Here is a 21,170-nt window from a genome sequence, read left to right on the forward strand (position 1 = left end):
TTCCTGAACGGGGCAGGTGCTGCTGCCCGCCCCCAATTCTCCGCCGGGGGCATCTTCTTCACGACCTGGAGGTTTCATGAGTGACAAGATCGCTTTGTGGACATGGTCGACACCACTCGAGCCGATGTCCAGGCCGGCGCGGGCACTGGGGCTGGGGGAGGGTGATCTGTGGGTCAAACGGGACGACCTCACGGGTCTGGGAGGCGGGGGCAACAAGGTCCGCAAGCTGGAGTGGACCGTGGGAGGGGCCCTGGCGGAAGCCGCGGACACACTGGTCACCACCGGTGCCGCCCAGAGCAACCACGCCCGTCTTACCGCGGCAGCCGGAGCGCGCCTCGGCTTGAACGTCGCACTCGTCTTTCCCGGCACGCTGGAGAGCGCCACGGGCGGATCCGGCAACCTGGTTCTGGACAGCCTGTTCGGAGCGACGATCTTCTGGGCCGGAGACAGTGAACCCAGCACGCCGGCCCAGGCCGCCGACGACGTGTGCGAGCAGCTGCGCCGGGAGGGAGCGCGCCCGTACCTGATCCCGTTCGGCGGCTCGACTTCCCTCGGAGCCCGGGGATACGTCGACGGCGGCAACGAACTGCTCGTGCAACTCCGTGAGGTACGGCACGTCGTGGTGGCACTGGGCTCCGGCGGCACCATGGCGGGACTGATCGGCGCGCTGGGGGAGGAGCGTGTGCTGGGCGTGCACTGCGGGGCGGTGGCCGAGCCCGCCGCTGCTGTGGCCGGCCTCGCGGGTGGCCTCACCGGACGCAGCGTCACCCCGGGAGCGCTCCGCATCCGGACGGATTCGGGTGGGCGCAGGATACGGAGTCCTGCATGAGCCCGTCCTCGAGGCCATGCGGACTGCCGCGACCCTGGAGGGCATTGACCTGGATCCCGTCTACAGCGGACGAGCCATGGCCGGGCTGATCCAGGCGGTACGGGACGGTGACGTCCCACGGGGCGAGCGCACCGTGTTCCTCTACTCCAGCGGACTTCCGGGGCCGTTCGGGCACGCGCAGACCGTGTACCGATGTGTCACCGCCCTGCACGGATTCAAGGCAGTGTGAGTCTCCGTCCTGGCGCGGGGATGGTCCGCCGGGGCATTGCCGACGGCAGGGTGCCGCCCGACGTCCCCGGCCGCCGGCGACGCCTCGGCACTTGTGCAGTCGAATCCGTCCTCCGGGAAGAGGGCACGACGAGCCGGACGTTTCTGCGGCGGCAGTTGCACCGCCACGCCCGGGGCGCGGAGTTGGACAGCGTTGTCCTGAAGACGCCAGGAGCCGGGGCCAGGAAGCCTGCCGCTTGGAGCCTCTCGTCGGGTGCGTCACAAGCGATCTGCTTGACGAGTCAACTAAATTTCCATTTACTTGCCTCTGCAAGTACTTTTTTGGCGGGCAGAGCTGACGTTCAGGCCGCCGCAGACCAGAAAGGGCGTGCCCCATGACCAAGATCGGTATCATCGTCGGCAGTACCAGGCCCGGCCGCAACGCCGAAGCCGTCGCACGCTGGGTGTACGAGGTCGCAGCCCAGCGCACGGACGCGGAATTCGAGATCGTCGATCTGCTGGACTACAAGCTGCCTGTGCTGGACGAGGCCTACCCGGCGACCATGGGCAACTACAGCCAGCCCCATACCCAGGCCTGGGCGGAGAAGATCGCCTCACTCGACGGCTTCGTCATCGTCACCGGCGAGTACAACCGTTCCGTGCCAGGGGCACTGAAGAACGCCATCGACTTCATCTACGCCGAGTGGAACAACAAGGCTGTGGGCTTCGTCGGCTACGGCTCGGTCGGCGGCGCCCGTGCCGTGGAGCACTTGCGCGGCATCGCGGGCGAGATGCAGATGGCGGACGTCCGCTCCCAGGTGGCCCTCTCCCTGTTCACCGACTTCGAGAACTTCACCACCCTCAAGCCGGCCGACGTCCAGCGTGACACGCTCGTCACCACGCTGGACCAGGTCGTGGCGTGGGCCAAGGCCCTCGCCCCGCTGCGCGCCGCCTGAAAGCCGGCGCCGCTCATGACGTCCCCGGCCCGGTCGGCCGAGTGCGGCCGACGGTAGGGGTCGGTGCCCCTCGGGGCCGGTCCGCGCCTGCGCACACCGGCCCCGAGGGCCATGTCGCGACGGTGGCGGAGTGCAGCAGCGGGCCGCCGCCGCTGCGCCGATCGACTCTTGCGCACTCGGGCGACGCTCTCACCGGCGTTCCGCGTCCGGGCCCACCTGCCTGTCGGATCTGGCACGGTGTACGGGAAGCTGCGCCGATGTCGTCAGCGGCGCGGCCTCAGCTTGTCCAGTGACGTGCCCGCCGCCCAGCGCCGTAGTCGGTGGCCGTCGACGAGGTGGACGTCCCCTTGCCGGGAGGCCCAGAGCACCTCTGAGCGGCTGAAGCCGCCGAGGCGGACGATGACCCTGCCGGGCCGGTCGACGCCGGTCCGGTCCGTCTCCCCTACGGTCGGGGGCCAGGGCGGCTCTTCGTCGTCGGTCGCGTCGTCATCGATCGCGACGGGTTTGAAGGTGACGTCGAGTTCGCGGCCGTGGCGGTCCCTGGCATACAGGCGCAGACGCCCCTTCCGCAGGCTCAGATCCGCCACCTGCCAGCCGTCGCGCTCAAGTATGCGCGCGGTGGCTTCGGCCAGCCCGCGGTCATCGAGCCGCGCGAGCTCCTCGGCGGTGTAATGCCCACCGCGTCGGCGGACGAACCCCCGGCGCACGCGCAGGGTCACCACGGTGGCCATGGCCAGCAGGTTGACGCCGATCACCAGGCCGGTGACCCCGAACGTGCGGTTGAGCCGGTTCAGCAGCAGGACGGTGCCGAGCAGGAGCAGGCCGAGGCCGACGAAGGAGGGGAGGACGTCGCGGAGTCCGGGACCGTACCGGCCTTGCGCTCGCAGTTCGGACACGGTCCGCCGACGCCGGGACCGGCGCGATTCCGGCACGGATGGGCGCTGCCTCCGCATCGGGGGCCGCGGTCGCCGCGACCCCGTCATCCGGGCCACCTGCGTCCCCTCCCACCGGCAATGTGGGGCCTCGTGGGGGCGGTCGACGGCACGGCTGTGGCACTGGGCGGGGTCATCCGCCGAGCGTGATCGGGCCCAGGGCGGACGGCAGTTGGCGGGCGGCCGGCGCCACGGCCTCGTGCGCTGTGGCGAACCGGCCGAGGTCCGCACCGATGAAGCCCCTGCCCACGCCGCAAGTGCCGTCGCTGTTCGCGGTCAGGCACGGTCCTACGGCGGTCAGGTGCGGGCGAGTGGTGGCCGCGAAGCGCAGCGCCGGGTGCCGCCCGGCGGATCCCACTCATTGAGCGGTTGCCGCAAGTCGTCGTCGGTGGCGCTGTTCCAGGGGCTCATCGCCCCAGACTGACATCGGGGAACGATCGCCATCACCTCCCTGATCCAGATGAAACCGCCTGGTCCAGGGGATGTGCGGCGTGAGCGTTTCGTGGATGCAGCGGCGCAGTCCGTTGTTGGAGTCGACCGGTGGGAGCCATGGCACCCGCTGAAGCAGGTCGCTGAGTTGATCGGTACGTGGGTCGGTCAGGAGGGTGCGGAGCTCGTCAGGGACGGGGGCGGCGACCAGGCACAGCCAAGCAAGGCCGGCGCCGATGCGGATCCCGGGCGGGCGGCGGGCATCCGACCACAGGTTCCGGGCCCACGCGGGCGCCTGTTCATCCCGGTGCTCGCGGGCGAGTTGAGCGATCGCCAGGATCAGGCTCACCTGGACCACCGGATCGTCTTCCACCGCCAGCCTGCCGTGCAGGGCTGAGGACACGCGTGGAATCTCGCTGGTCACCACCGCGAGGACGAAGGCGGTCGCGGAGCGGACATCGGGGTCGGGATCGGGGAGAAGAGGGAGCAGGAGGTGCAGGTCGCCTGTGACGGCATCGCGAGCGGCCTGAATCGTCCAGTCCACCGGGCATTCCGTGGCGCCCTCCATCATCGATGGATCCTCGGATACCGCGAGCAGGCCTTCACGTGATCCGTCCCCAAGGTGCTGACATCGTCCGATCTCGGCGACCAGGTGCAGGGTTTCCGCGCGGAGCCCGGGGGATCCGATAGCCGTGATCCGGAGCAGGAAGGGCACCGCCAGTGCTCCCACCGCGGTCGTACTGCCCTGATGGTGAAGGTAGTTCCACAGCTGTCGCAGAGCCGTGTCGCCGGCTTCGGCGTCTTCGGAGGCGAGCGTTGCAAGGAGTCCGGGAATCTCCTCGCCCGGACCATAGAAATGCGGAAACCGCTGCCAAGGGATCTCGCCGTACTTGAACCCGTCCTTGACCTCTCGCGCGATCGCGCTCATGACCGTACGTATGTCGCTGTCGGTGCCCGCCCAGGGCTCCGGCCACCTGGACCAACGGTCATCGTCCATAGCGGGATTCTAACGACCGGCGATCAAGAGCGCGATGCGCTCCTGTCGTACTCCGGTGGCGCCCGGCCACGGTAAGGAGACGTATCGCTTTGCCCGGGACGGAGGGCATGCCGGAGCCCCAGGGACCGATCAAGGTCCAGGACGCCGGTCTCGGTCTGGGCCCGGACGCGGTCCGGGAGGCTCCGGTGGCTCACGACCGTCGGCCAGGGCGGTGGGGTGCTGCCCAACCGGAATCTGCCGCGACGGTGCTGTCGATGATCGGCGGTCCACGTCCACGCGGTCCCCATGGCGTGCCACGGGCCGGCGGTGCCGGGAGTTCAAACGCCTGCTCTGGGGCACGTCATCCGCTCGCGGTGTCCTCCGGCTCCCAGCGCAGCAGGTCGCCCGGCTGGCACTTGAGCACCTCGCAGAGCGCGGCGAGCGTTGTGAAGCGCACCGCCTTGGCGCGGCCGTTCTTGAGTACCGCCAGGTTGGCGGGCGTGATCCCTACGCGCTCCGCGAGCTCGCCCACGGACATCTTCCGCCTGGCCAGCATCACGTCGATGTCGACGGCGATCGGCATCAGATCACCTCGTCCAACTCGGCCCGCATCTGCGCCGCTTCGGCGTCGCGTGCGACGGCCTGGGCGAGCAGCATCCGCAGCACGAGCACGATGAGCGCGACCCCCAGGATGGCCACGCCGACCCCGGCCATGATGACGGTGACGCCCGGGTCGTCCCGCTGGCCCGGCGCGTTGACGGCTGTGACCGCGAACCACATGAGGGCGGCCGCCACGATCGCGCCGATCACGCCGTCCACGTACCGGAAGGCGGCGTGGGAGAACACGGTTCCGCGTCGGACCATCGTCACCAGCCGCCAGACGCAGACCACAGTGACCTGGGCCGATGCCATGCCCAGGATCGTGATCACGCGCAGCGGGGTCAGCGGGAGCGACCCCTCCTCCTGGTGGGTGGCAAACGCCCACACCATCGATGCCTGTACGAACACGGTGCCGGCCAGCACCACCACGAGCACGGCGCGCAGCGCACGCACTGCCAGCTTTCCCATGAACCCATCCTTCCATCGACTTGCGATGGAAACCTATCGAATGTCGATAGGTGGGGCAAGATTGCGTGGCTGAAGGCCGCGGTGGTGCGGAAGGAGCTCGATGCCGAGCTGGAGCGGGTGCGGGCGGCTCCGACGGGGGCGGAAGAGGTGCTCAGGCGCCGGGTGATCGGCGTGGAGCAGTCGGGGTGACCCGGTCGCCCGTGATCAGTGTGACCTGGTGCTGGACGACTGCCGGCGACCGGTTCGTCACGCCCCCGCGCTGTGGCGGTGACCTTCAGCCGGACGGCCTTGTGATGGTCACGCCGCGGTGCGGGCTCGGGGCCGCCGGTTTGTGTGGCCGCCCTGCAGTGGGTGACGCCGGGGGAGGGGTCCGAAGGCTGGATGATCAGGAAAAGGCCAGGGCAGCCGGAGTCGTAGGCGGGCGAGGGTGACCAGGGCTTTGCAGTGCCGGGCTCGTTTGCGCCTCAGAGGCCCGTTCAGCTGCGGCGATCCCGGTTACGGCCGGCCTGTCACCTCGGGCACGTTGTAGCCCTCGGCCTTCAGCCCCGGCCACGCCGTGTGCGCGCGGCCGGGCCAGGACACGGTGACCGTCCGGGACTCGCCGGGCAGCAGCCACAGGTAGTTGTCGCCGTACTCGGCGGGCAGAACCCGCTGCCCGGAACTCGTGTCCACCAGGGACAGGCGCACCATCGCCGCCACTGACGAACCCCGGTTGGCCACCTTGGCCGTCAGCTCGTGGCGGCCGCCGGACCCGCCTTGCGAGCGCGTGACGTCCACCGAGACTCTGGTCTGCCGCGCCTTGTTCAGCGCCTGCATGGCCTCCGGTGTGCTGTACCGCCAGTACATGTTCTCGGCGAGTGTCTTCCCGCGCTCGTCCGTGAGCCGCAGGCGCAGCAGGTAGAGGCCGGGCAGGGAGCCCTTCGGATCAGCGGTGAACGCCTTCGCCGTCGCGGAAGCGGCCACATCCACGGTCGCCCTCTGCTCATCGGCCACCTGGCGGCCGTCCAGGTCGTACCAGTGGGCGGACACCGTGGCCTTGCGAATGGCACGCGGGGTGTGGTTGACGGCGATGACGTGCCCGTCGGCCGGGTTCGCCTGCACGTGTACGGGCTCGCAGGCCTTGCGGGAGCCGTAGTAGGCGCCGTTGACGTCGAAGTCGTAGTCGTACGTCTGCCAGACGGTGCTGTACCAGGCCGGGTGGGACATCCACAGCAGCAGGGCGCTCGCGTCGTCCCAGAGCCTGGCGTTCCACGCCTCGAACATGGCGCGGTGGTTCTCGTAGTTCAGGAACTGCGCCTTGCGACAGAAGTCGTCCAGGTCCTTCGCGGTGCCGAGCCGGGACTCGACGGCCGCGCGGTAGTTCTGCGGGGCCTGGTTCCCCCTGGTGCTCCAGTCGTGGTAGTACCAGGGGCCGCCGACGGGCCACTCCGGCTCGTCACCGACCAGGCGGCGCATGGACTCCGCCGTGGAGACCACGGGCATGCCGATCTCGGTGTGGAAGCCGTAGTTCTTGCTGCCGTACGTCGAGCCGGAGAAGTACTTCTCCGGCTCCACCCAGCCGTAGGGGCCGCCGCCGGTGACGATGCCGTCGGCCGAGTTGTTCTGGTAGAGCACGCCGGGCGCCCCGGAGTTGACCGCGTCGCGCATGCCGTCGTCGATCGCGGCGGGCGGATTGCCCTCGTTGGCCCCGCACCACACCACGACGCTCGGGTGGATGCGGTAGCGGAGCACGACGTCGCGTGCCGTGCGGTTGAACGCGTCGTGGTCCGGCGGGTCCATGCCCCACGCGTTGGGGAAGTCGTTCCACACCAGGATGCCGTGCTCGTCACAACTGGCGTAGAACTCCTCACGGTTGCTGCTGCCGACCCAGTTGCGGATCATCGTGAAGTTCATGTCGCGGTGCATCCGCACCGCCGTGTCCATCCGCTCGGCCGGCATCCGGCGCAGCAACTCGTCCCAGCCCCAGTTGCCGCCCCGGCAGAACACCCGCACGCCGTTGACGCTGATCTTCAGCGGCGCGATGGAGTTGTCGACCGACGTGACGTCCTTCCAGTCGGTGCCGTTGTCGGAGACCTGGATGGTGTATGTCCGCGCGTACGCCTGCTCCCAGGTGATCGCCACCCGGTCGAACCGCTCCGGGGCACCGAGGTCGATCCGGATCCAACTGTCGTCCTCGTAGACCGAGGTCCAGCGGGTGTCGACGTCGCCGTCCACCGCGTTGCCGGCGACCGTGCCTTCCCCTTCGGAGGAGGCGGTGGCGGGCTTGCGCAGCGCCAGATTGGTGCCGGGTCTGGCGCTGTCCACGACGGCCAGCTCCCACATCGAGAAGCCCCAGCCGGTGGCCCTGGTCCGGCAGAACACCCGCATGTACCGCGCGGTGACCGCGTCGAACTCGACGTTCTGCATGCTCGCCGCGCCGGAGGTGTGGAACGGCAGCGGCGCGGCGGCGTTGTCCAGGTCCTTCACGTCGGTCCAGGCGGAGCCGTCGTCGGAGACCTGCACGGTGTACGTCTTCGCGTACGCCTGTTCCCAGTCGACCGCGATCCGGTCGAAGGAGACCGAGGAGCCGAGGTCGACCTGGATCCACTGCTCGTCGTCGAAGGAGGACGACCAGCGGGTGTCGCCGTTGCCGTCGGTGACGTTGGCCGCTCCGTGCGAGGGGTCGTCGAAGGAGGACGCGGTCGCCTTCTTGCCGAGGGCCAGGTCGTCGCCGGGAGTGGAGCTGTTCAGGACCGACAGGCGCCACATGGACGAGCCCCACTGGGTGGCGCGGGTGTGGCACAGGATGCGGACGTAGCGCGCCTTCTGCCGGGCGAGGTCCACGGTCTGGGTGAAGACGTCGCTGCTCCACCGGAACGTCATCGGGACGGCGCCGTACTCGTAGCCGAACTGGCGTATGCCGAAGCGAGTGGTGCGGTGATCGCTCTCCCGGCCGTCCACGGAGGCGGTCAGGGTGAGGTCGTGCAGGTTCGGCTCGCCGTAGCCGTTGGGCCACCACAGCTCCGGGTCGCGCAGGCGCAACTGCGGGAAGTCGGCGGGGGCGAAGGTGACGTCGGTGCTCCCGCCGCCGGACACCGTCACGGTCCGGGTGACCTTGACGGTGCCGAACGTCGCGGTGACGGTGACCCGCCTGTCGGTGGAGTCGGCGTTGCGCACCGGGACCACGACGGTCAGCTCGGCGGTGCGGGTGTCGGGAAGGCCCGGCAGCAGCGTGTCCACGCGCGGGTCGCCGATGACGGCGGCGCCGGTGGGGCGCAGCCGCACGTGGTTCCAGATGCCGGCGGCGCGGTCGCGCACCGCGGGCATCCAGTCCCAGCCGGAGGAGGCCAGGTACGTGGGGGAGTTGCGGTTCATCATGTTGGCGCCCGCGTCCACGAACGCGAGGCCCGCCGGGCCCTTGTCGGTGGGGCTGCCGGGGAACGGCATCGGGGTGATGCTCACCGCGAGCGCCTGGTCGCCGGGTGCCAGCAGCTCGGTGACGTCGTAGGAGGCACGCGAGAACGGGTTGCTGAAGGCACCGACCTTGGTGCCGTTGAACCAGATCTCGGCCTCGTGGTTGATGCCGTCGAACTCCAGCCACACGTGCCGACCCGCGCCGGTCCGCAGCCCCCTGGGCAGGGCGAACTCGCGCCGGTACCACCAGGAGTGCCGGGACAGCGCCTCGGGCACGTGCAGGTTGTTGAGCCCGGCCACCGGGTCGGGCAGATGGCCCTGGTCCACCAGGGAGGTCAGCACCGTGCCGGGGACGGTGGCCGGCAGCCAGCGGCTCGTGTCGTGCCCGATGCGGGACAGCACGGCACCGTCGGCGCCGGCCCAGTCGTCCATCGTCAGGTCCCAGCCGGACTCCAGCGGGACAGTCCCGTCGGCGGCCTGCTTCAGCGGCTGGGGATGCCGCTCGCGCACGCCCCAGTCGGTCCAGCCGGTGACCTCGGGGCGCGGGGTGCGGCAGGTGCCGTACACCTGGAGGCCGTTGAGGCCGAGCGGGTTGCAGTTGGAGCGCTCGGTGACCGTCATCCGCACCCAGCGCGCGCTGACCGCCTTCGGCAGGGAGATCTCCATCTCACCGCCCTTGCCGGAGTCCGTGCGGTACACCGCCGTCCAGGACCTTCCGTCGCGCGAGGTCTCGATGACGAAGGCCACCGCGCAGCTGGACAGGATCTCCTGTCCGGTGGTGTTGTCGCGCGGGCTGCCGGTCGGGGAGTCCTTGAAGGGCGGGTCGTCGGAGGTCGCCTCGAAAACCAGCCGCAGCGAAGAGACTTCGCACAGCGCCTGGAGGTCCACCTTGATCCACTGTGGGTCCCCCGCTGCCGCGCGCCAGCCGCTGCCCCTCACGCCGCGCACCGCGAGACCGTCCACAGCGAACTCGGCGGGCGCCGGGGCGTAGTCGGTCGAGGACACGAAAACCGGTCGGTCAGCGGCGAGTTCGGCCGGGGGAGCGCTGGGATCGGGGCGTCCGGGTCCGGCCGCGGCGGCGGAAGAGAGCGGGCCCACGCCGAGACCGAACCCGGCCAGCAGGGTGGACCCCGCCGCCAGTACGGTACGACGGGAGGGCGTGGAAGGCTGATCCGACATGAACAAGGCTCCGATCAGGGAAGACCAGGGAAGACCAGGGAAGACCGGGAAGATCGGTGAATGAGGGGCCGGTGGACCAGGGTGGCGATGACAACGTTGCCACCAACTGACAACGTTGCCGAACACTGCCGTCACGGCATCGGACTGTCAAGGGTGTTCGAACGGCTTCGGCTTTGTTTCTCGTAAATTAGGAATACATATTGACAGCGTTTCGGTCGGGCGTCACAGTCTTCGCCGTGACGTCGCAGGCCCCTGCTCCGGTGCGGCCCGCGTCACGCATCCCGCTTCCCAACCTCTGGGAGAAGCACGTGACTTCACGCCCGCCCGTACCCGATCACAGACGCGTCCGGTTCGCCCGGACCGCGCTCGCCGCGGCCACCGCGGTGGTCCTGGCCGCCACCGTGACACCCTCCGCCCACGCGGACCCGGCCGTGGACCAGGGCACGCCCGACTACTACGACAGCGGTCTCGCGCCCACGCCCTACATGGGCTGGAACACCTATTACGGCCTCGGCGCGCCCACCGAGAAGGAGGTGCGCTCGGTCGCGGACACGCTGGTCAGCAGCGGTCTGCGGGACAGCGGCTACGACATCGTGTGGCTGGACGGCGGCTGGCAGGCCGACAACCCCCGCGACGCGCAGGGGCGGCTGGTCGCCGATCCGCAGCGCTTCCCGTCCGGCATCCCGGCGCTCGTCGACTACCTGCACGAGCGCGGCCTGCGGGCCGGCATCTACACCGACGCCGGCACCTACGACGGCGGCAAGAACTGCGGTCTCGGCAGCCGGGGCCACTACGAGCAGGACGCCCGGCAGTTCGCCGGGTGGAAGGTCGACGCCGTCAAGGTCGACTTCCTGTGCGGCATCGCCGAGAAGCTCGATCCGGGCACGGCGTTCAAGGAGTTCAGCGACGCGGTCGCCAAGTCGGGCCGCAGGATGCTGCTCAACCTGTGCAACCCGCTCACCGACGACTGGGGCCTGCCTCACACCCCGGAGCAGGACGCGCACAACACCTACGCCTACGCGCCGACGATCGCGGACTCCTGGCGCACCGGCACCGACATCGCCTGGGGCACCCCGAGCCCCGGCCAGTGGCCCAACGTCCTGCGCAACATGGACGCCAACGCCTGGCACCCCGAGGCCCAGGGCCCCGGTCACTACAACGACCCCGACTACCTGATCCCGACGCGCCGCATGCCGGACGGGAACCTGGAGCTGACCGAGGAGGAGTCGACCACCCAGTTCGTCATGTGGGCGGAGATGGGCTCCCCGCTCATCCTCGGCTCCGACCCGCGCACGCTGTCGCCGTCGATGCTCGCAATCCTGCGCAATCCGGAGATCATCGGCGTCGACCAGGACCGCCTCGGCGTCCAGGGTGTTCGCGTGGCCACCGACGCCACCGGCGACGTCTACAGCAAGGTGCTCTCCGGGGACGGTCGCCGCGCGGTCGTCCTGCTCAACCGCTCCGACCAGGCGGCCGAGCGCACCGTGAAGTTCTCCGACGCCGCCCTCGGCGGCCGGGTGAAGGTCCGTGACCTGCGGGCCCGCGCCGACCGGGGCACGCACACCGGGTCCTACACCGTCACCGTCCCCGCGCACGGCACCGCCTTCCTCCGGCTCACCGGCGAGGACGCGCTGCCCGGCGAGAAGCTCGGCCTGCCCGCCACCGCGAGCCCGGCCGCCGTCCGCACCGGCCCGGCGCTGAGCACCTTCGTGCGCGGTCCGCGCGGCACCCTGCTCCAGCGGACCTCCGAGGGCAAGGGCAACCGTGTCCGCGACCTCGGGGGCCCGGTCCGCGGCGGCGTCCTCGGCCAGCCCGCTGCCTACGCCTCGGCCGGCGGCCGGATCGACGTCTTCGTACGCGGCGCCGACTCGCGGGTCTACCGGCGCGCCTACACCGGCGGTCACTGGAGCGGCTGGCAGAGCCTGGGCGGCAAGGTGGCCGACGCTCCGAGCGTCGCCTTCACCGACTCCGCGCACTGGACTCTGTTCGCCACCGACGCGGACGGCCGCATCGTCCAGCGCGGCGCGAGCACCGGCTGGACCTCGCTCGGCACGCCCGGCAGCCGCCCGGCGTACGGCAGGCCGTCGGCGGCCGTCGACTCCGATGGTCGCGTGCACGTCGCCGTGCGCTCCGCCGCCGACGACATCTGGACCCGCACCCGCTCGGCCGGCGGCGCGTGGTCCGACTGGACCTCGGTCGGCGGTACGGTCAGCGGCAGCCCGACCCTCGTCGCCTCCGGCGGCAGCGTGCTGCTCTACGTGCGCGCCGGCGACTACACGCTCTGGCAGCAGCGGTACGACGCCGGTGCCTGGCAGGGCTGGAGCAAGCGCGAGGAGTTCCCGAGTGCCGCGTTCGACGGCTCCCTCGGCGCCGTCGCGGGCCCGGACGGCACGGTCGACGCGGTCTACCGAGGCATCGACGGCACGGTCCACCGCACCCAGTTCAAATAAATTAGTAATTAATCTTGACGTGGTGCGAGAGCCACGCGAACCTTGACGCGCCGCGACGGGGCCGCGCCCGGCCACCGGCCGCACGGCCCCGCCGCGTGAATCCACAGGGAGCCCCTCATGACGAATCTTCAGACGAGCCGCCGGCGTTTCCTCGCCGGACTCGGTGCCACCGGGACGGCGGCTCTGCTCAGCGGCTGTGTCACCGCCTCCTCCGACGCCAAGTCCCCCGCCAAGGGCCCGGTGACACTCCAGTCGAACCTCTCGGCGCCGCAGGCCAAGGCCGCGATGGAAGACCTGGCCGCCGCCTACGCCAAGAAGGGGTCCGAGCGCGTCAGCCTCAACACCGTCGCCGCCGAGACCTTCCGCACCCAACTCCCGACGTACCTCACGTCCGCCAACCCGCCGGACGTCTACACGTGGTATCCCGGCTCGGTCGCCGACGCCTACGCCAAGAAGAACCTGCTGCTCGACCTCGATGACGTCTGGGCGTCCTCGCCCGACCTCAAGCGCTATTCCAAGGCGCTGAACTCGCTGTGCACCTCCAGCTCGGGCAAGAAGGTGTTCGTGCCCTCCACCTACTACTGGTGGGGCATGTTCTACCGGAAGTCCAACTTCGCCAAGTGGGGCGTCACGGAGCCCAAGACCTGGGACGAGTTCCTCGACCTGTGCGACAAGCTCAAGTCGAAGGGCGTCGCCCCCATCGGCCTCGGCGCCGGCGGCAACACCCCCTGGGTCGCCTCCGCCTGGTTCGACTACCTGAACATCCGTATCAATGGCGCCGATTACCACCGTCGGTTGCTCGCCGGCAAGCACCGCTTCGACGACCCCGAGGTGCGCAAGGTCTTCGACCGCTGGGCCGAGGCCCTGCCCTACTTCGACCCCGACGGCACCGCCGTCGCCTTCCAGGACGCCACCACCGCGCTGCTCAACGGCCGGTCCGGCATGATGCTCATCGGCACCTTCTTCGCCGACGCCGCGCCCAAGGACGCCCTGGACGACATCGACTTCTTCCGCTTCCCGGTCATCGACGCCAAGGTGCCGCTCGCCGAAGAGGCCCCCACCGACGGCTACTTCGCCAGCGCCCGCAGCGGACGCGCCAAGCAGGTCGGCGACCTGATGAAGTACCTCGCCACCGCCGAGGCCCAGGAGATCTACATCAAGGGCTCCTCCGGCACCGTCCTGCCCTGCCACCCCGACGCCAAGGACGCCGGCACGCCCCTGGTGAAGAAGGGCCGTGCGCAGATCGAGTCCGCCGCCGAGATCACGCAGTTCTTCAACCGCGACTCCAGCGACGCCCTCCAGCCCACGGCCGACACCGCGCTCACCAGGTTCCTGGCCAAGCCCAAGGACGTCGGCTCCATCCTCACCACCTGGCAGCGCGACGCCCAGAAGATCTGGAGTGCCTGAGGTGGCAGTGCTCACCACCACCGCGCGCAAGACCCCGGCCGTCACAGCGCCCAGCGGCGGGCGCGGCCGGGGGCCCGTCCGCCGCACGCCGCCGCTCGTCCTCGCGTTCGTCCTCATACCCCTGCTCGCCGAGGCACTGTGGGTCTTCTGGCCCGCCCTCCAGGGCTTCTACCTCGCCCTCACCTCCTGGGACGGTGTCTCCCCGCCCCGGTTCGTCGGCCTCGGCAACTTCCAGGAGATGGTGCACGACGAGGTCTTCCGGACCGCCGCGATCGACACCGTCCTGTGGCTGGTGCTGTTCGGCGGGCTGTCCGCGATCCTCGGGCTGGCCGCCGCACTGCTGCTCCAGCAGGAACGCCGCGGCGTCGGCTTCTACCGCGCCGCTCTCTTCCTGCCCGTCGTCTTCTCCCTGGTGGCGACCGCCCTCGTCTGGCAGGCGATCTACCAGCCCGACGGCGTGCTCAACCAGATCCTCCAGGGCGTCGGCCTCGGCAGCCTCCGCCACGCCTGGCTCGCCGACCAGGACACCGCCCTGTACGCGGTGATCGTGCCCGCCCTGTGGCGCCAGATCGGCTACGTCATGGTGCTCTACCTGGCCGGCCTCAAGGGCATCGACCCCTCGCTGTACGAGGCGGCCAAGATGGACGGCGCCGGACACTGGCAGCGCTTCCGGCACGTGACGCTTCCACAGCTGCGCAGCGTCAACGCCGTCGTGCTGTCCGTCATCGTCATCGACTCCCTGCGCTCCTTCGACGTCGTCTGGTCGCTCACCCGAGGCGGCCCCTACCATTCGTCCGAACTGCTGAGCACCTACATGTACTCCACCGCCTTCCAGTCCCTGCGGCTCGGCTACGGCTCCGCGCTCGCCGTCGTCATCTTCGTGCTGGCCTTCGGCGTCATCTGCTCCTATCTGGTCCGTGCGTTCCGGGAGGCCGACTGATGTCCGCCGACTCGACCGCCCTGAGGCGCAGACGGGCCGCGACCGCCGGATTCCACCTCGGCGCCGGACTGCTGGCCGCGCTCTGGCTGCTGCCCATCGTCCTGGTCCTCGTCACCAGCCTGCGCTCGTTCGACGACGTCGCCGCCAACGGGCTCGGCAGCCTCCCGCACTCCTTCACCCTCGGCAACTTCCGCCAGGCCTGGGTCGACGGCGGCCAGCAGCGGGCCCTGATCAACAGCCTCATCGTCACCGTCCCGTGCGTGCTGATCACGCTCGCGCTCGCCGCCATGGCCGCGTTCGCCCTCAGCCGCTACGAGATGCCGCTGCGCCGCACCCTGCTGCTGATCATGCTCGGCGGCAACCTGCTGCCGCCGCAGATCCTGCTGATCCCGGTGTCCAAGCTCAGCGAGATCATGGGTGTCTACGACACCCTGCCGGCCCTCATCGGCGTGCAGATCGGCTTCGGAGTCGGCTTCTACGTCTTCGTCCTGCACGGCTTCATGCGGGCCATCCCCAACGAGATCCAGCAGGCCGCCGTCGTCGACGGCGCCGGACCCTGGCAGATCTTCTGGCGGATCATCCTCCCGCTCACCCGCCCCGCGCTCGCCGCCCTCGGCGCGCTCGCCTTCACCTGGATCTTCAACGACCTGCTCTGGGCCATCACCGTCCTGCGCAGCGACACCAAGATGCCCATCACGGCCGCCCTGATCGGCCTGCAGGGGCAGTACGTTTCGATGTGGAACGTGATCGCGGCCGGATCCGTCATCGCCGCCGCCCCCACGGTGGCCGTCTTCCTGCGGTTCCAGCGCCACTTCGTGGCCGGCCTCAACCTCGGAGCGGTGAAATGACCTCCTGCGAACGCTGGACCCTCCGCACGGAGCACACCAGCTACACGGTGCGGCTCTCCCCGGACGGCCCCTGGGCGGAACTCGACGCCTGGGGACCCCAGGGCGCGGAGGACGGCCCGTCCGCCCTCGACTGGTCCCGGCGCACCCACTTCATCACCCCGGCCGACGCCGCCCCCGCCGAGTACCTGCCGCAGGGCCTGCGCCCCTTCACCGGCGCCGAACTCGTCGTCGGGCACTCCGGGGACCAGCGCGGCGTGTGGTGGGAGTTCACCGGAGCCGAACAGGACGCGGACGGGCTGCGCCTGGCGTTCACCGACGACGTCGCCGGACTGCGCACCACCCTGTGCTACGCCACCGTGCCCGGCACCGACGTCGTCCTGCGCTGGACCGAGCTGACCTGCACCGGCGACGGCGAACTCCGCCTGGAACGCCTCGACTCGGGCGCGGTCACCGTGCCCGTCGCCGACGGCGCACGGCTCACCTGCCTCACTGGACAGTGGTCACGGGAATTCACGCACACGCGACTCCACCTCGGGCGCGGCACGTTCACCATGGGCAGCACCCAGGGAGTCCCCGGCCACGGCTACGCCCCGTGGCTCGCCGTCCAGGACGCGGCCCTGCCCGACGACGGCACCGCGCCGACCTACGGCATCGCCCTGGAGTGGTCCGGGAACTGGCACATCACCGCCGAGGCCGAACCCGGCGGCGCCGTCCGCGTCCGCGCCGGCCGCGTCCCGCACGAGGGCGCCGTCGTTCTCCAGCCCGGCCAGACCCTCGCCACCCCACGCCTGGCGTGCGCGTTCAGCCCCGAGGGGACGGACGGCCTCGCCCGTGTCTGGCACCGCTACGAGCGGCACCTCGGCGGCGACCGCCTGCACCGCACCCGCAAGGTCCTCTACAACTCCTGGGAGGCCACCGGCTTCGACGTCGACGCGGCCGACCAGCTGGAACTCGCCGAGGTGGCCGCCGAGATCGGCGCCGAACTGTTCGTCGTGGACGACGGCTGGTTCACCGGCCGCGCCGACGACACCGGCGGCCTCGGCGACTGGTACCCCGACCCGGCGGAGTTCCCGCGGGGCTTCGGCCGGTTCGTGGAGGAAGTGCGCGCCCTCGGCCTCGGCTTCGGACTGTGGGTCGAACCGGAGGCCGTCAGTCCGAACAGCCGCCTGCACGTCGAACACCCCGACTGGGTCTACAGTGTCGAGAACCGCCCCGGCCGCCTGGTCCGCAACCAGCTCCTGCTCGACCTCGGCCGCACCGATGTGCAGGACTTCGTGATCGGCACCTTCGACCGACTGCTCACCGAATACCCGATCGAGTACCTCAAGTGGGACATGAACCGGCCGCCCACCGAGCGCGGCCGGCCCGGCGCCGGCCCCGCCGACCGGCTCGACCTGGACGCCGGCCACGTCGCCGGATACCTCCGCGTCCTGGACCACCTGCGCACCGCCCACCCGCACGTCACCGTCGAGGGCTGCGCCGGCGGCGGCGGACGCATCGAACACGCCACCCTGGCCCGCACGGACGTCGTCTGGCCCAGCGACAACACCGCGCCCCTGGACCGGCTCGCCGTCCAGTACGGCTTCCTGCACGCGCATGCCCCCCATGTGATGAGCTCCTGGGTCACCGACTCGTCCGGTGTGTTCGACCCCCGGCCCCGCTCCCTCGCCTTCCGGTTCGTGCTGGCGATGTGCGGCGTCCTCGGCATCGGCGCGGACCTGCGCTCCTGGAACGCGGACCAGCGCGCCGAGGCCGCCCGCTGGATCGCCCGCTACAAAGAGATCAGGGATGTCGTCCACCACGGTGCGGTCCGCCTGCTCGGCACCCCCGAGGACCCGACCTGCGGGGTCCAGTACACCGAGGCCCACAGCTCGCGCACCGTCGTCGCCGCGTTCAGCACCGGCGTCCTCGACGGCGCGCCCCTCGTGCCCGGCCGCCCCGCCCGGCTCCGGCTGCGCGGACTCGACCCGGCTGCCGCCTACCGGGACGAGGACACCGGCACCCGCTACAGCGGCGCTCACCTGCTGCACTACGGTCTGCCGTTCGCCTGGACCGCCGACCACGACGCCCGGCTCGTCGTGCTGACCCGCGACTAGGCTGCGCCGGTCCGCCCGAACACGCCCACCACCCACGAAAGACCCGAACCCCACGATGGACCAGCCCGCACGAGGGAGCGGTGCACGCTTCACCGGCCGCACAGCCGTGGTGACCGGAGCCGCCTACGGCATCGGGGCGGCCACCGCCGAACGCCGCGCGCGGCAGGGAGCCGCCGTCGTGCCCGCCCATATCGCGGACGAACGGGGCGAGGCCGTGGCCGAACGCATCACCGAGCACGGCGGCCGGGCCGGCACCACGCCGTCCTGGACGCCGTACGGGACCGCACCCCGTCGGCCACCGGGGCCGCCATGTGCGCCCTGCTCGGCCGGGCCGGCCGCGAACTGGACCGGGTCGACACTCCCGACGAAATGAAAGGCAGCGGCGGCAAGTGAAGATCGCTCGCATCGAAACCTTCCTGGTGCCACCACGCTGGCTGTTCTGCCGCGTGGAGACCGACGACGGCGTGGTCGGCTGGGGAGAACCCGTGGTCGAGGGCCGCGCCGAGGTCGTCCGCAGCGCCGTCGAGGTCCTCTCCGAGTACCTGATCGGCCAGGACCCGTTGCGCATCCAGGACCACTGGCAGGTTCTCACCAAGGGCGGCTTCTACCGAGGCGGCCCCGTCCTGTCCAGCGCGGTCGCCGGACTCGACCAGGCCCTGTGGGACGTCGCCGGCAAGACCTACGGCGCCCCCGTGCACGCGCTGCTCGGCGGCCCCGTCCGGGACAGCGTCCGCGTGTACGCCTGGGTCGGGGGCGACGAACCCGCCCAGCTCACCGAGCAGATCACCGAACAGGTCGAGGCGGGCTTCACCGCCGTCAAGATGAACGCGGCCGGACCCACCTCGCCCGTCGCCACCGCCGCCGAGACCGCCGCCGTCGTGGCTCGTGTGACCGCCGCCCGTGATGTGCTCGGCCCCGACCGGGACGTCGCCGTCGACTTCCACGGGCGCCTCGGCGCCGCCTCGGCGCGCCGCCTCCTCGCCGAACTCGCCTCGCTGCACCCGATGTTCGTGGAGGAACCCGTCCTGCCCGAGCAGAGCCATCTGCTGCCCGGCCTGGTCGCCGCGAGTCCCGTCCCGCTCGCCACCGGCGAACGCCTCTTCTCCCGCGCCGAGTTCCTGCCCGTACTGAACGCCGGCATCGCCGTCGCCCAGCCCGACCTCTCGCACGCGGGCGGCATCTCCGAGGTCACCCGCATCGCCTCCCTCGCCGAGACATACGGCGCATTGCTCGCCCCGCACTGCCCGCTCGGCCCCATCGCGCTCGCCGCCGGCCTCCAAGTGGCCTTCGCCACGCCCAACTTCCTCATCCAGGAACAGAGCCGCGGCATCCACTACAACAAGGACGCCGACCTGCTCTCCTACGTCGTCGACCCCGAGCCGTTCCGCTTCACCGCCGGACAGGCTCTCCGGGGCGACGCGCCGGGCCTCGGCATCACCGTGGACGAGAACGCCGTACGCGCCGCCGACCGCACCGGACACGCCTGGCGCAACCCCGTGTGGCGGCACGCCGACGGCTCGTTCACGGAGTGGTGAACGTGTCCCTCGCCTTCACCACGGACCCCGCGCACGGCGGACGCTGGACCTCGCTGCGCGCCGCCGACCGCGAATGGCTGTGGCATCGCCCGGATTCCGCACGCGAAGGTGTCGCGCCCGGCGACGCCTTCGTGGACGCGGGCGGCCTGGAGGAGTGCGTCCCCACCGTGCGTGGCACCCCCGACCACGGCGACGCCTGGTCCCGGCCCTGGACCCGCGACGGCGGCACCGAACGCGTCGACTGCGACGCGTTCACCCTCGCCCGCACCGTCCGGACCACCACCGACGGCGTCGAGGCCGACTACATGCTCACCGCCGATCCCGGCTACCGCTTCGTATGGGCCGCCCACGCCCTGCTCGACCTCTCCGAACGGGCCGAACTCCGGGCCCCTGGGGGCACACCCACCCGCGTCTTCCCGGAGGCGGCACCACTGCTCGACGGTCCCTGGCCCGACGGCGCCCCCTGGGTGGAGGGTGACTGGCCCGCACCGCGCGGACTGCGCCTGGACCGGTTCGGCCCCGACGACGGCAGCGCGGCCGGCGCCGTCCTTGCGGCCGGCCGGGTCTGCGTCCATGACGGACCCGACCGGCTGGCCCTCGCCGTCGAGGCCGCAGGACAGCCGGTGTCCGTCGCCCTGTGGCGCAACCTGGGCGGCTTCCCCCAGCAGGACCCCTACCGCAGCACAGGAGTGGAACCGATGCTGGGCCGCACCTTCGACCTCGCCGAGGCCGGCCCCGACGACGCGGCACGCGTCCCCGCCTCCGGCGAGGTCCGCTGGCGGCTCATCCTGACCACAGGCTGCCGTTGCCCCTGACCCCTCGACCATAGCGGCTGATCGGCGCGGGCATGGCCGCGCCGGCCGGGCGCGGCACGCCGGCGCCGGCCGGCACCACGGTGGCGACCAGCGAGGGGCTCGGGCCGCACACTCCACCGGCGCAGCGCCTCTGTTGCGATCTCCAGAACCTTCCCTTCCGGCGGCTTGCTCTTGTCCGGGTCGTCCGGGGCTCACATACGAGGATCGAGAAGCTTCTCGGGCGTGATCGGCAGGTCACGCACGCGCCGGCCCGTCGCGTCGAACACCGCGTTGGCCACGGCCGCCGCGATGCCGGTGGCGGACAGCTCCCCGAATCCCTTGGCGCCGAGCGGCCCGGCGTGCGGGTCGAACTCGTCGACGAAGGACATGTCGATGTGGGGCGGGATGTCGGCGTTCACCGGCAGTGGCACTCCGGCGAGGTCCGGGAAGAGCCAACGGCCCAGGTTCGGCTCGAAGCGGCCGGCCTCCATCGCGGCCGTGCCCCAGCCCCACACGAGGCCGCCGATCATCTGCGAGCGTGCCGTGCGCTCGTTGACGACCGCGCCGACGCTGTAGACGCCCGTCGCCCGGCGCAGCCGCAGCAGCCCGAGGTCAGGGTCGACGCCGACCTCGACGAACATGGCACCGAAAGTACGGGACGAGAGACCCGGTGCTCCCGCGTCGGCGGACGCGCCACCGGGCAGGACCATCTCCCCATCGCCGACCACCTCGTCGAACCGCGCCGCCCGCAGGATGTCGCCGTACGACCGGCGCTGGTCACGGCAGATCAGGGCGCCGTAGTCGGCCCGCACCTCCTCGGCGGCCCAGGACATCACGTCGGCGAGCCGGCGCAGGACGTCGTTCGCGGCCAGGCGCACAGCGGTGTCCATGGCGAGTGTCGTCCCCGATCCGTAGGTGGGGCCCGCGTAGGGCAGGTCCGTGTCGCCGGACACCCCCTCGATGGCGCTGATGCCGATGCCGAGGGTCTCCGCCGCGATCTGCGGGAAGATCGTGGTGGACCCCGCTCCGATGTCGGTGTACCCGGCCTCGACCGTCGCGGTGCCGTCGGCCCGCAGCCGGATGCGGGCCTTGGCGGTGAACCTGCACTGGCCCTGCGTGCAGTCGGCCATG

17 protein-coding genes and 1 pseudogene are annotated in these 21,170 nt (G+C 71.0%); 11 read left to right on the forward strand and 7 right to left on the reverse strand.

Annotated features, from left to right (window positions below; genetic code table 11):
* Nucleotides 1-76 precede the first annotated feature (76 nt).
* The 3 genes from R2S09_RS29365 to R2S09_RS29375 all read left to right on the forward strand — a co-directional run bounded on the left by R2S09_RS29365 (nucleotide 77) and on the right by R2S09_RS29375 (nucleotide 1,992).
* Nucleotides 77-829 (forward strand): pyridoxal-phosphate dependent enzyme, encoded by a 753-nt coding sequence (locus R2S09_RS29365; RefSeq protein WP_306192636.1) that lies wholly within the window; start codon nucleotides 77-79, stop codon nucleotides 827-829.
* A 16-nt stretch (nucleotides 830-845) separates the two neighbouring features.
* A complete protein-coding gene (locus tag R2S09_RS29370; RefSeq protein ID WP_306192637.1) occupies nucleotides 846-1,058 on the forward strand; it encodes a hypothetical protein in 213 nt (70 codons plus the stop codon).
* A 373-nt stretch (nucleotides 1,059-1,431) separates the two neighbouring features.
* Nucleotides 1,432-1,992 (forward strand): NADPH-dependent FMN reductase, encoded by a 561-nt coding sequence (locus tag R2S09_RS29375; RefSeq protein WP_306192638.1) that lies wholly within the window; start codon nucleotides 1,432-1,434, stop codon nucleotides 1,990-1,992.
* A gap of 263 nt (nucleotides 1,993-2,255) precedes the next feature.
* Here the strand turns inward: R2S09_RS29375 and R2S09_RS29380 are convergent, their stop codons facing one another.
* The 6 genes from R2S09_RS29380 to R2S09_RS29405 all read right to left on the reverse strand — a co-directional run bounded on the left by R2S09_RS29380 (nucleotide 2,256) and on the right by R2S09_RS29405 (nucleotide 9,969).
* The gene (locus R2S09_RS29380; RefSeq protein WP_306192639.1) at nucleotides 2,256-2,888 is read right to left on the reverse strand and encodes a hypothetical protein; all 633 of its coding nucleotides are present in this window, start codon (nucleotides 2,886-2,888) and stop codon (nucleotides 2,256-2,258) included.
* A gap of 169 nt (nucleotides 2,889-3,057) precedes the next feature.
* Nucleotides 3,058-3,282, reverse strand: a complete 225-nt coding sequence (locus R2S09_RS29385; RefSeq protein WP_306192640.1) for a DUF6193 family natural product biosynthesis protein — start codon at nucleotides 3,280-3,282, stop codon at nucleotides 3,058-3,060.
* Nucleotides 3,283-4,281, reverse strand: a complete 999-nt coding sequence (locus R2S09_RS29390; protein WP_316744299.1) for a hypothetical protein — start codon at nucleotides 4,279-4,281, stop codon at nucleotides 3,283-3,285.
* Nucleotides 4,282-4,690: 409 nt separating this feature from the next.
* The gene (locus R2S09_RS29395) at nucleotides 4,691-4,912 is read right to left on the reverse strand and encodes a helix-turn-helix transcriptional regulator (RefSeq protein ID WP_306192642.1); all 222 of its coding nucleotides are present in this window, start codon (nucleotides 4,910-4,912) and stop codon (nucleotides 4,691-4,693) included.
* Nucleotides 4,912-5,397, reverse strand: a complete 486-nt coding sequence (locus tag R2S09_RS29400; RefSeq protein ID WP_316744300.1) for a DUF2975 domain-containing protein — start codon at nucleotides 5,395-5,397, stop codon at nucleotides 4,912-4,914. Before R2S09_RS29400 ends, R2S09_RS29395 begins: the two co-directional genes overlap by 1 nt.
* 495 nt (nucleotides 5,398-5,892) lie before the next feature.
* Nucleotides 5,893-9,969: a discoidin domain-containing protein gene (locus R2S09_RS29405; RefSeq protein ID WP_316744301.1), complete on the reverse strand. Its 4,077-nt coding sequence runs from the start codon at nucleotides 9,967-9,969 to the stop codon at nucleotides 5,893-5,895.
* A 308-nt stretch (nucleotides 9,970-10,277) separates the two neighbouring features.
* Between R2S09_RS29405 and R2S09_RS29410 the strand changes: the two genes are divergently transcribed.
* The 8 genes and pseudogenes from R2S09_RS29410 to R2S09_RS29445 all read left to right on the forward strand — a co-directional run bounded on the left by R2S09_RS29410 (nucleotide 10,278) and on the right by R2S09_RS29445 (nucleotide 20,060).
* On the forward strand, nucleotides 10,278-12,419 hold the full coding sequence (locus tag R2S09_RS29410) for a glycoside hydrolase family 27 protein (RefSeq protein WP_399144936.1): 2,142 nt from the start codon (nucleotides 10,278-10,280) through the stop codon (nucleotides 12,417-12,419).
* Between the two features lie 117 nt (nucleotides 12,420-12,536).
* The gene (locus tag R2S09_RS29415; protein WP_316744303.1) at nucleotides 12,537-13,826 is read left to right on the forward strand and encodes an ABC transporter substrate-binding protein; all 1,290 of its coding nucleotides are present in this window, start codon (nucleotides 12,537-12,539) and stop codon (nucleotides 13,824-13,826) included.
* A gap of 1 nt (nucleotide 13,827) precedes the next feature.
* Nucleotides 13,828-14,766, forward strand: a complete 939-nt coding sequence (locus R2S09_RS29420; protein WP_306192656.1) for a carbohydrate ABC transporter permease — start codon at nucleotides 13,828-13,830, stop codon at nucleotides 14,764-14,766.
* Entirely contained in the window at nucleotides 14,766-15,614 is an 849-nt protein-coding gene (locus R2S09_RS29425) for a carbohydrate ABC transporter permease (RefSeq protein WP_316744305.1), read from the forward strand. Before R2S09_RS29420 ends, R2S09_RS29425 begins: the two co-directional genes overlap by 1 nt.
* Nucleotides 15,611-17,710, forward strand: coding sequence for an alpha-galactosidase (locus R2S09_RS29430; protein WP_316744307.1), 2,100 nt, complete (start codon nucleotides 15,611-15,613; stop codon nucleotides 17,708-17,710). Before R2S09_RS29425 ends, R2S09_RS29430 begins: the two co-directional genes overlap by 4 nt.
* A gap of 55 nt (nucleotides 17,711-17,765) precedes the next feature.
* Nucleotides 17,766-17,960: pseudogene (locus tag R2S09_RS29435) on the forward strand (SDR family NAD(P)-dependent oxidoreductase); the annotation flags it as partial.
* Between the two features lie 139 nt (nucleotides 17,961-18,099).
* Nucleotides 18,100-19,245 carry a galactonate dehydratase gene (gene dgoD, locus R2S09_RS29440; RefSeq protein WP_316744309.1) on the forward strand — a complete coding sequence of 382 codons (1,146 nt, stop codon included), beginning with the start codon at nucleotides 18,100-18,102 and terminating at the stop codon, nucleotides 19,243-19,245.
* Between the two features lie 2 nt (nucleotides 19,246-19,247).
* Nucleotides 19,248-20,060, forward strand: a complete 813-nt coding sequence (locus R2S09_RS29445; protein ID WP_316744310.1) for a hypothetical protein — start codon at nucleotides 19,248-19,250, stop codon at nucleotides 20,058-20,060.
* A 191-nt stretch (nucleotides 20,061-20,251) separates the two neighbouring features.
* Here R2S09_RS29445 and R2S09_RS29450 read toward each other — a convergent pair whose 3' ends face one another.
* Entirely contained in the window at nucleotides 20,252-21,169 is a 918-nt protein-coding gene (locus R2S09_RS29450) for a molybdopterin cofactor-binding domain-containing protein (RefSeq protein ID WP_316744312.1), read from the reverse strand.
* Nucleotide 21,170: the final 1 nt, after the last annotated feature.

The sequence above is a fragment of the Streptomyces sp. MK7 genome (assembly GCF_032658145.1).
Taxonomy (GTDB): Bacteria; Actinomycetota; Actinomycetes; order Streptomycetales; family Streptomycetaceae; genus Streptomyces; species Streptomyces spiralis.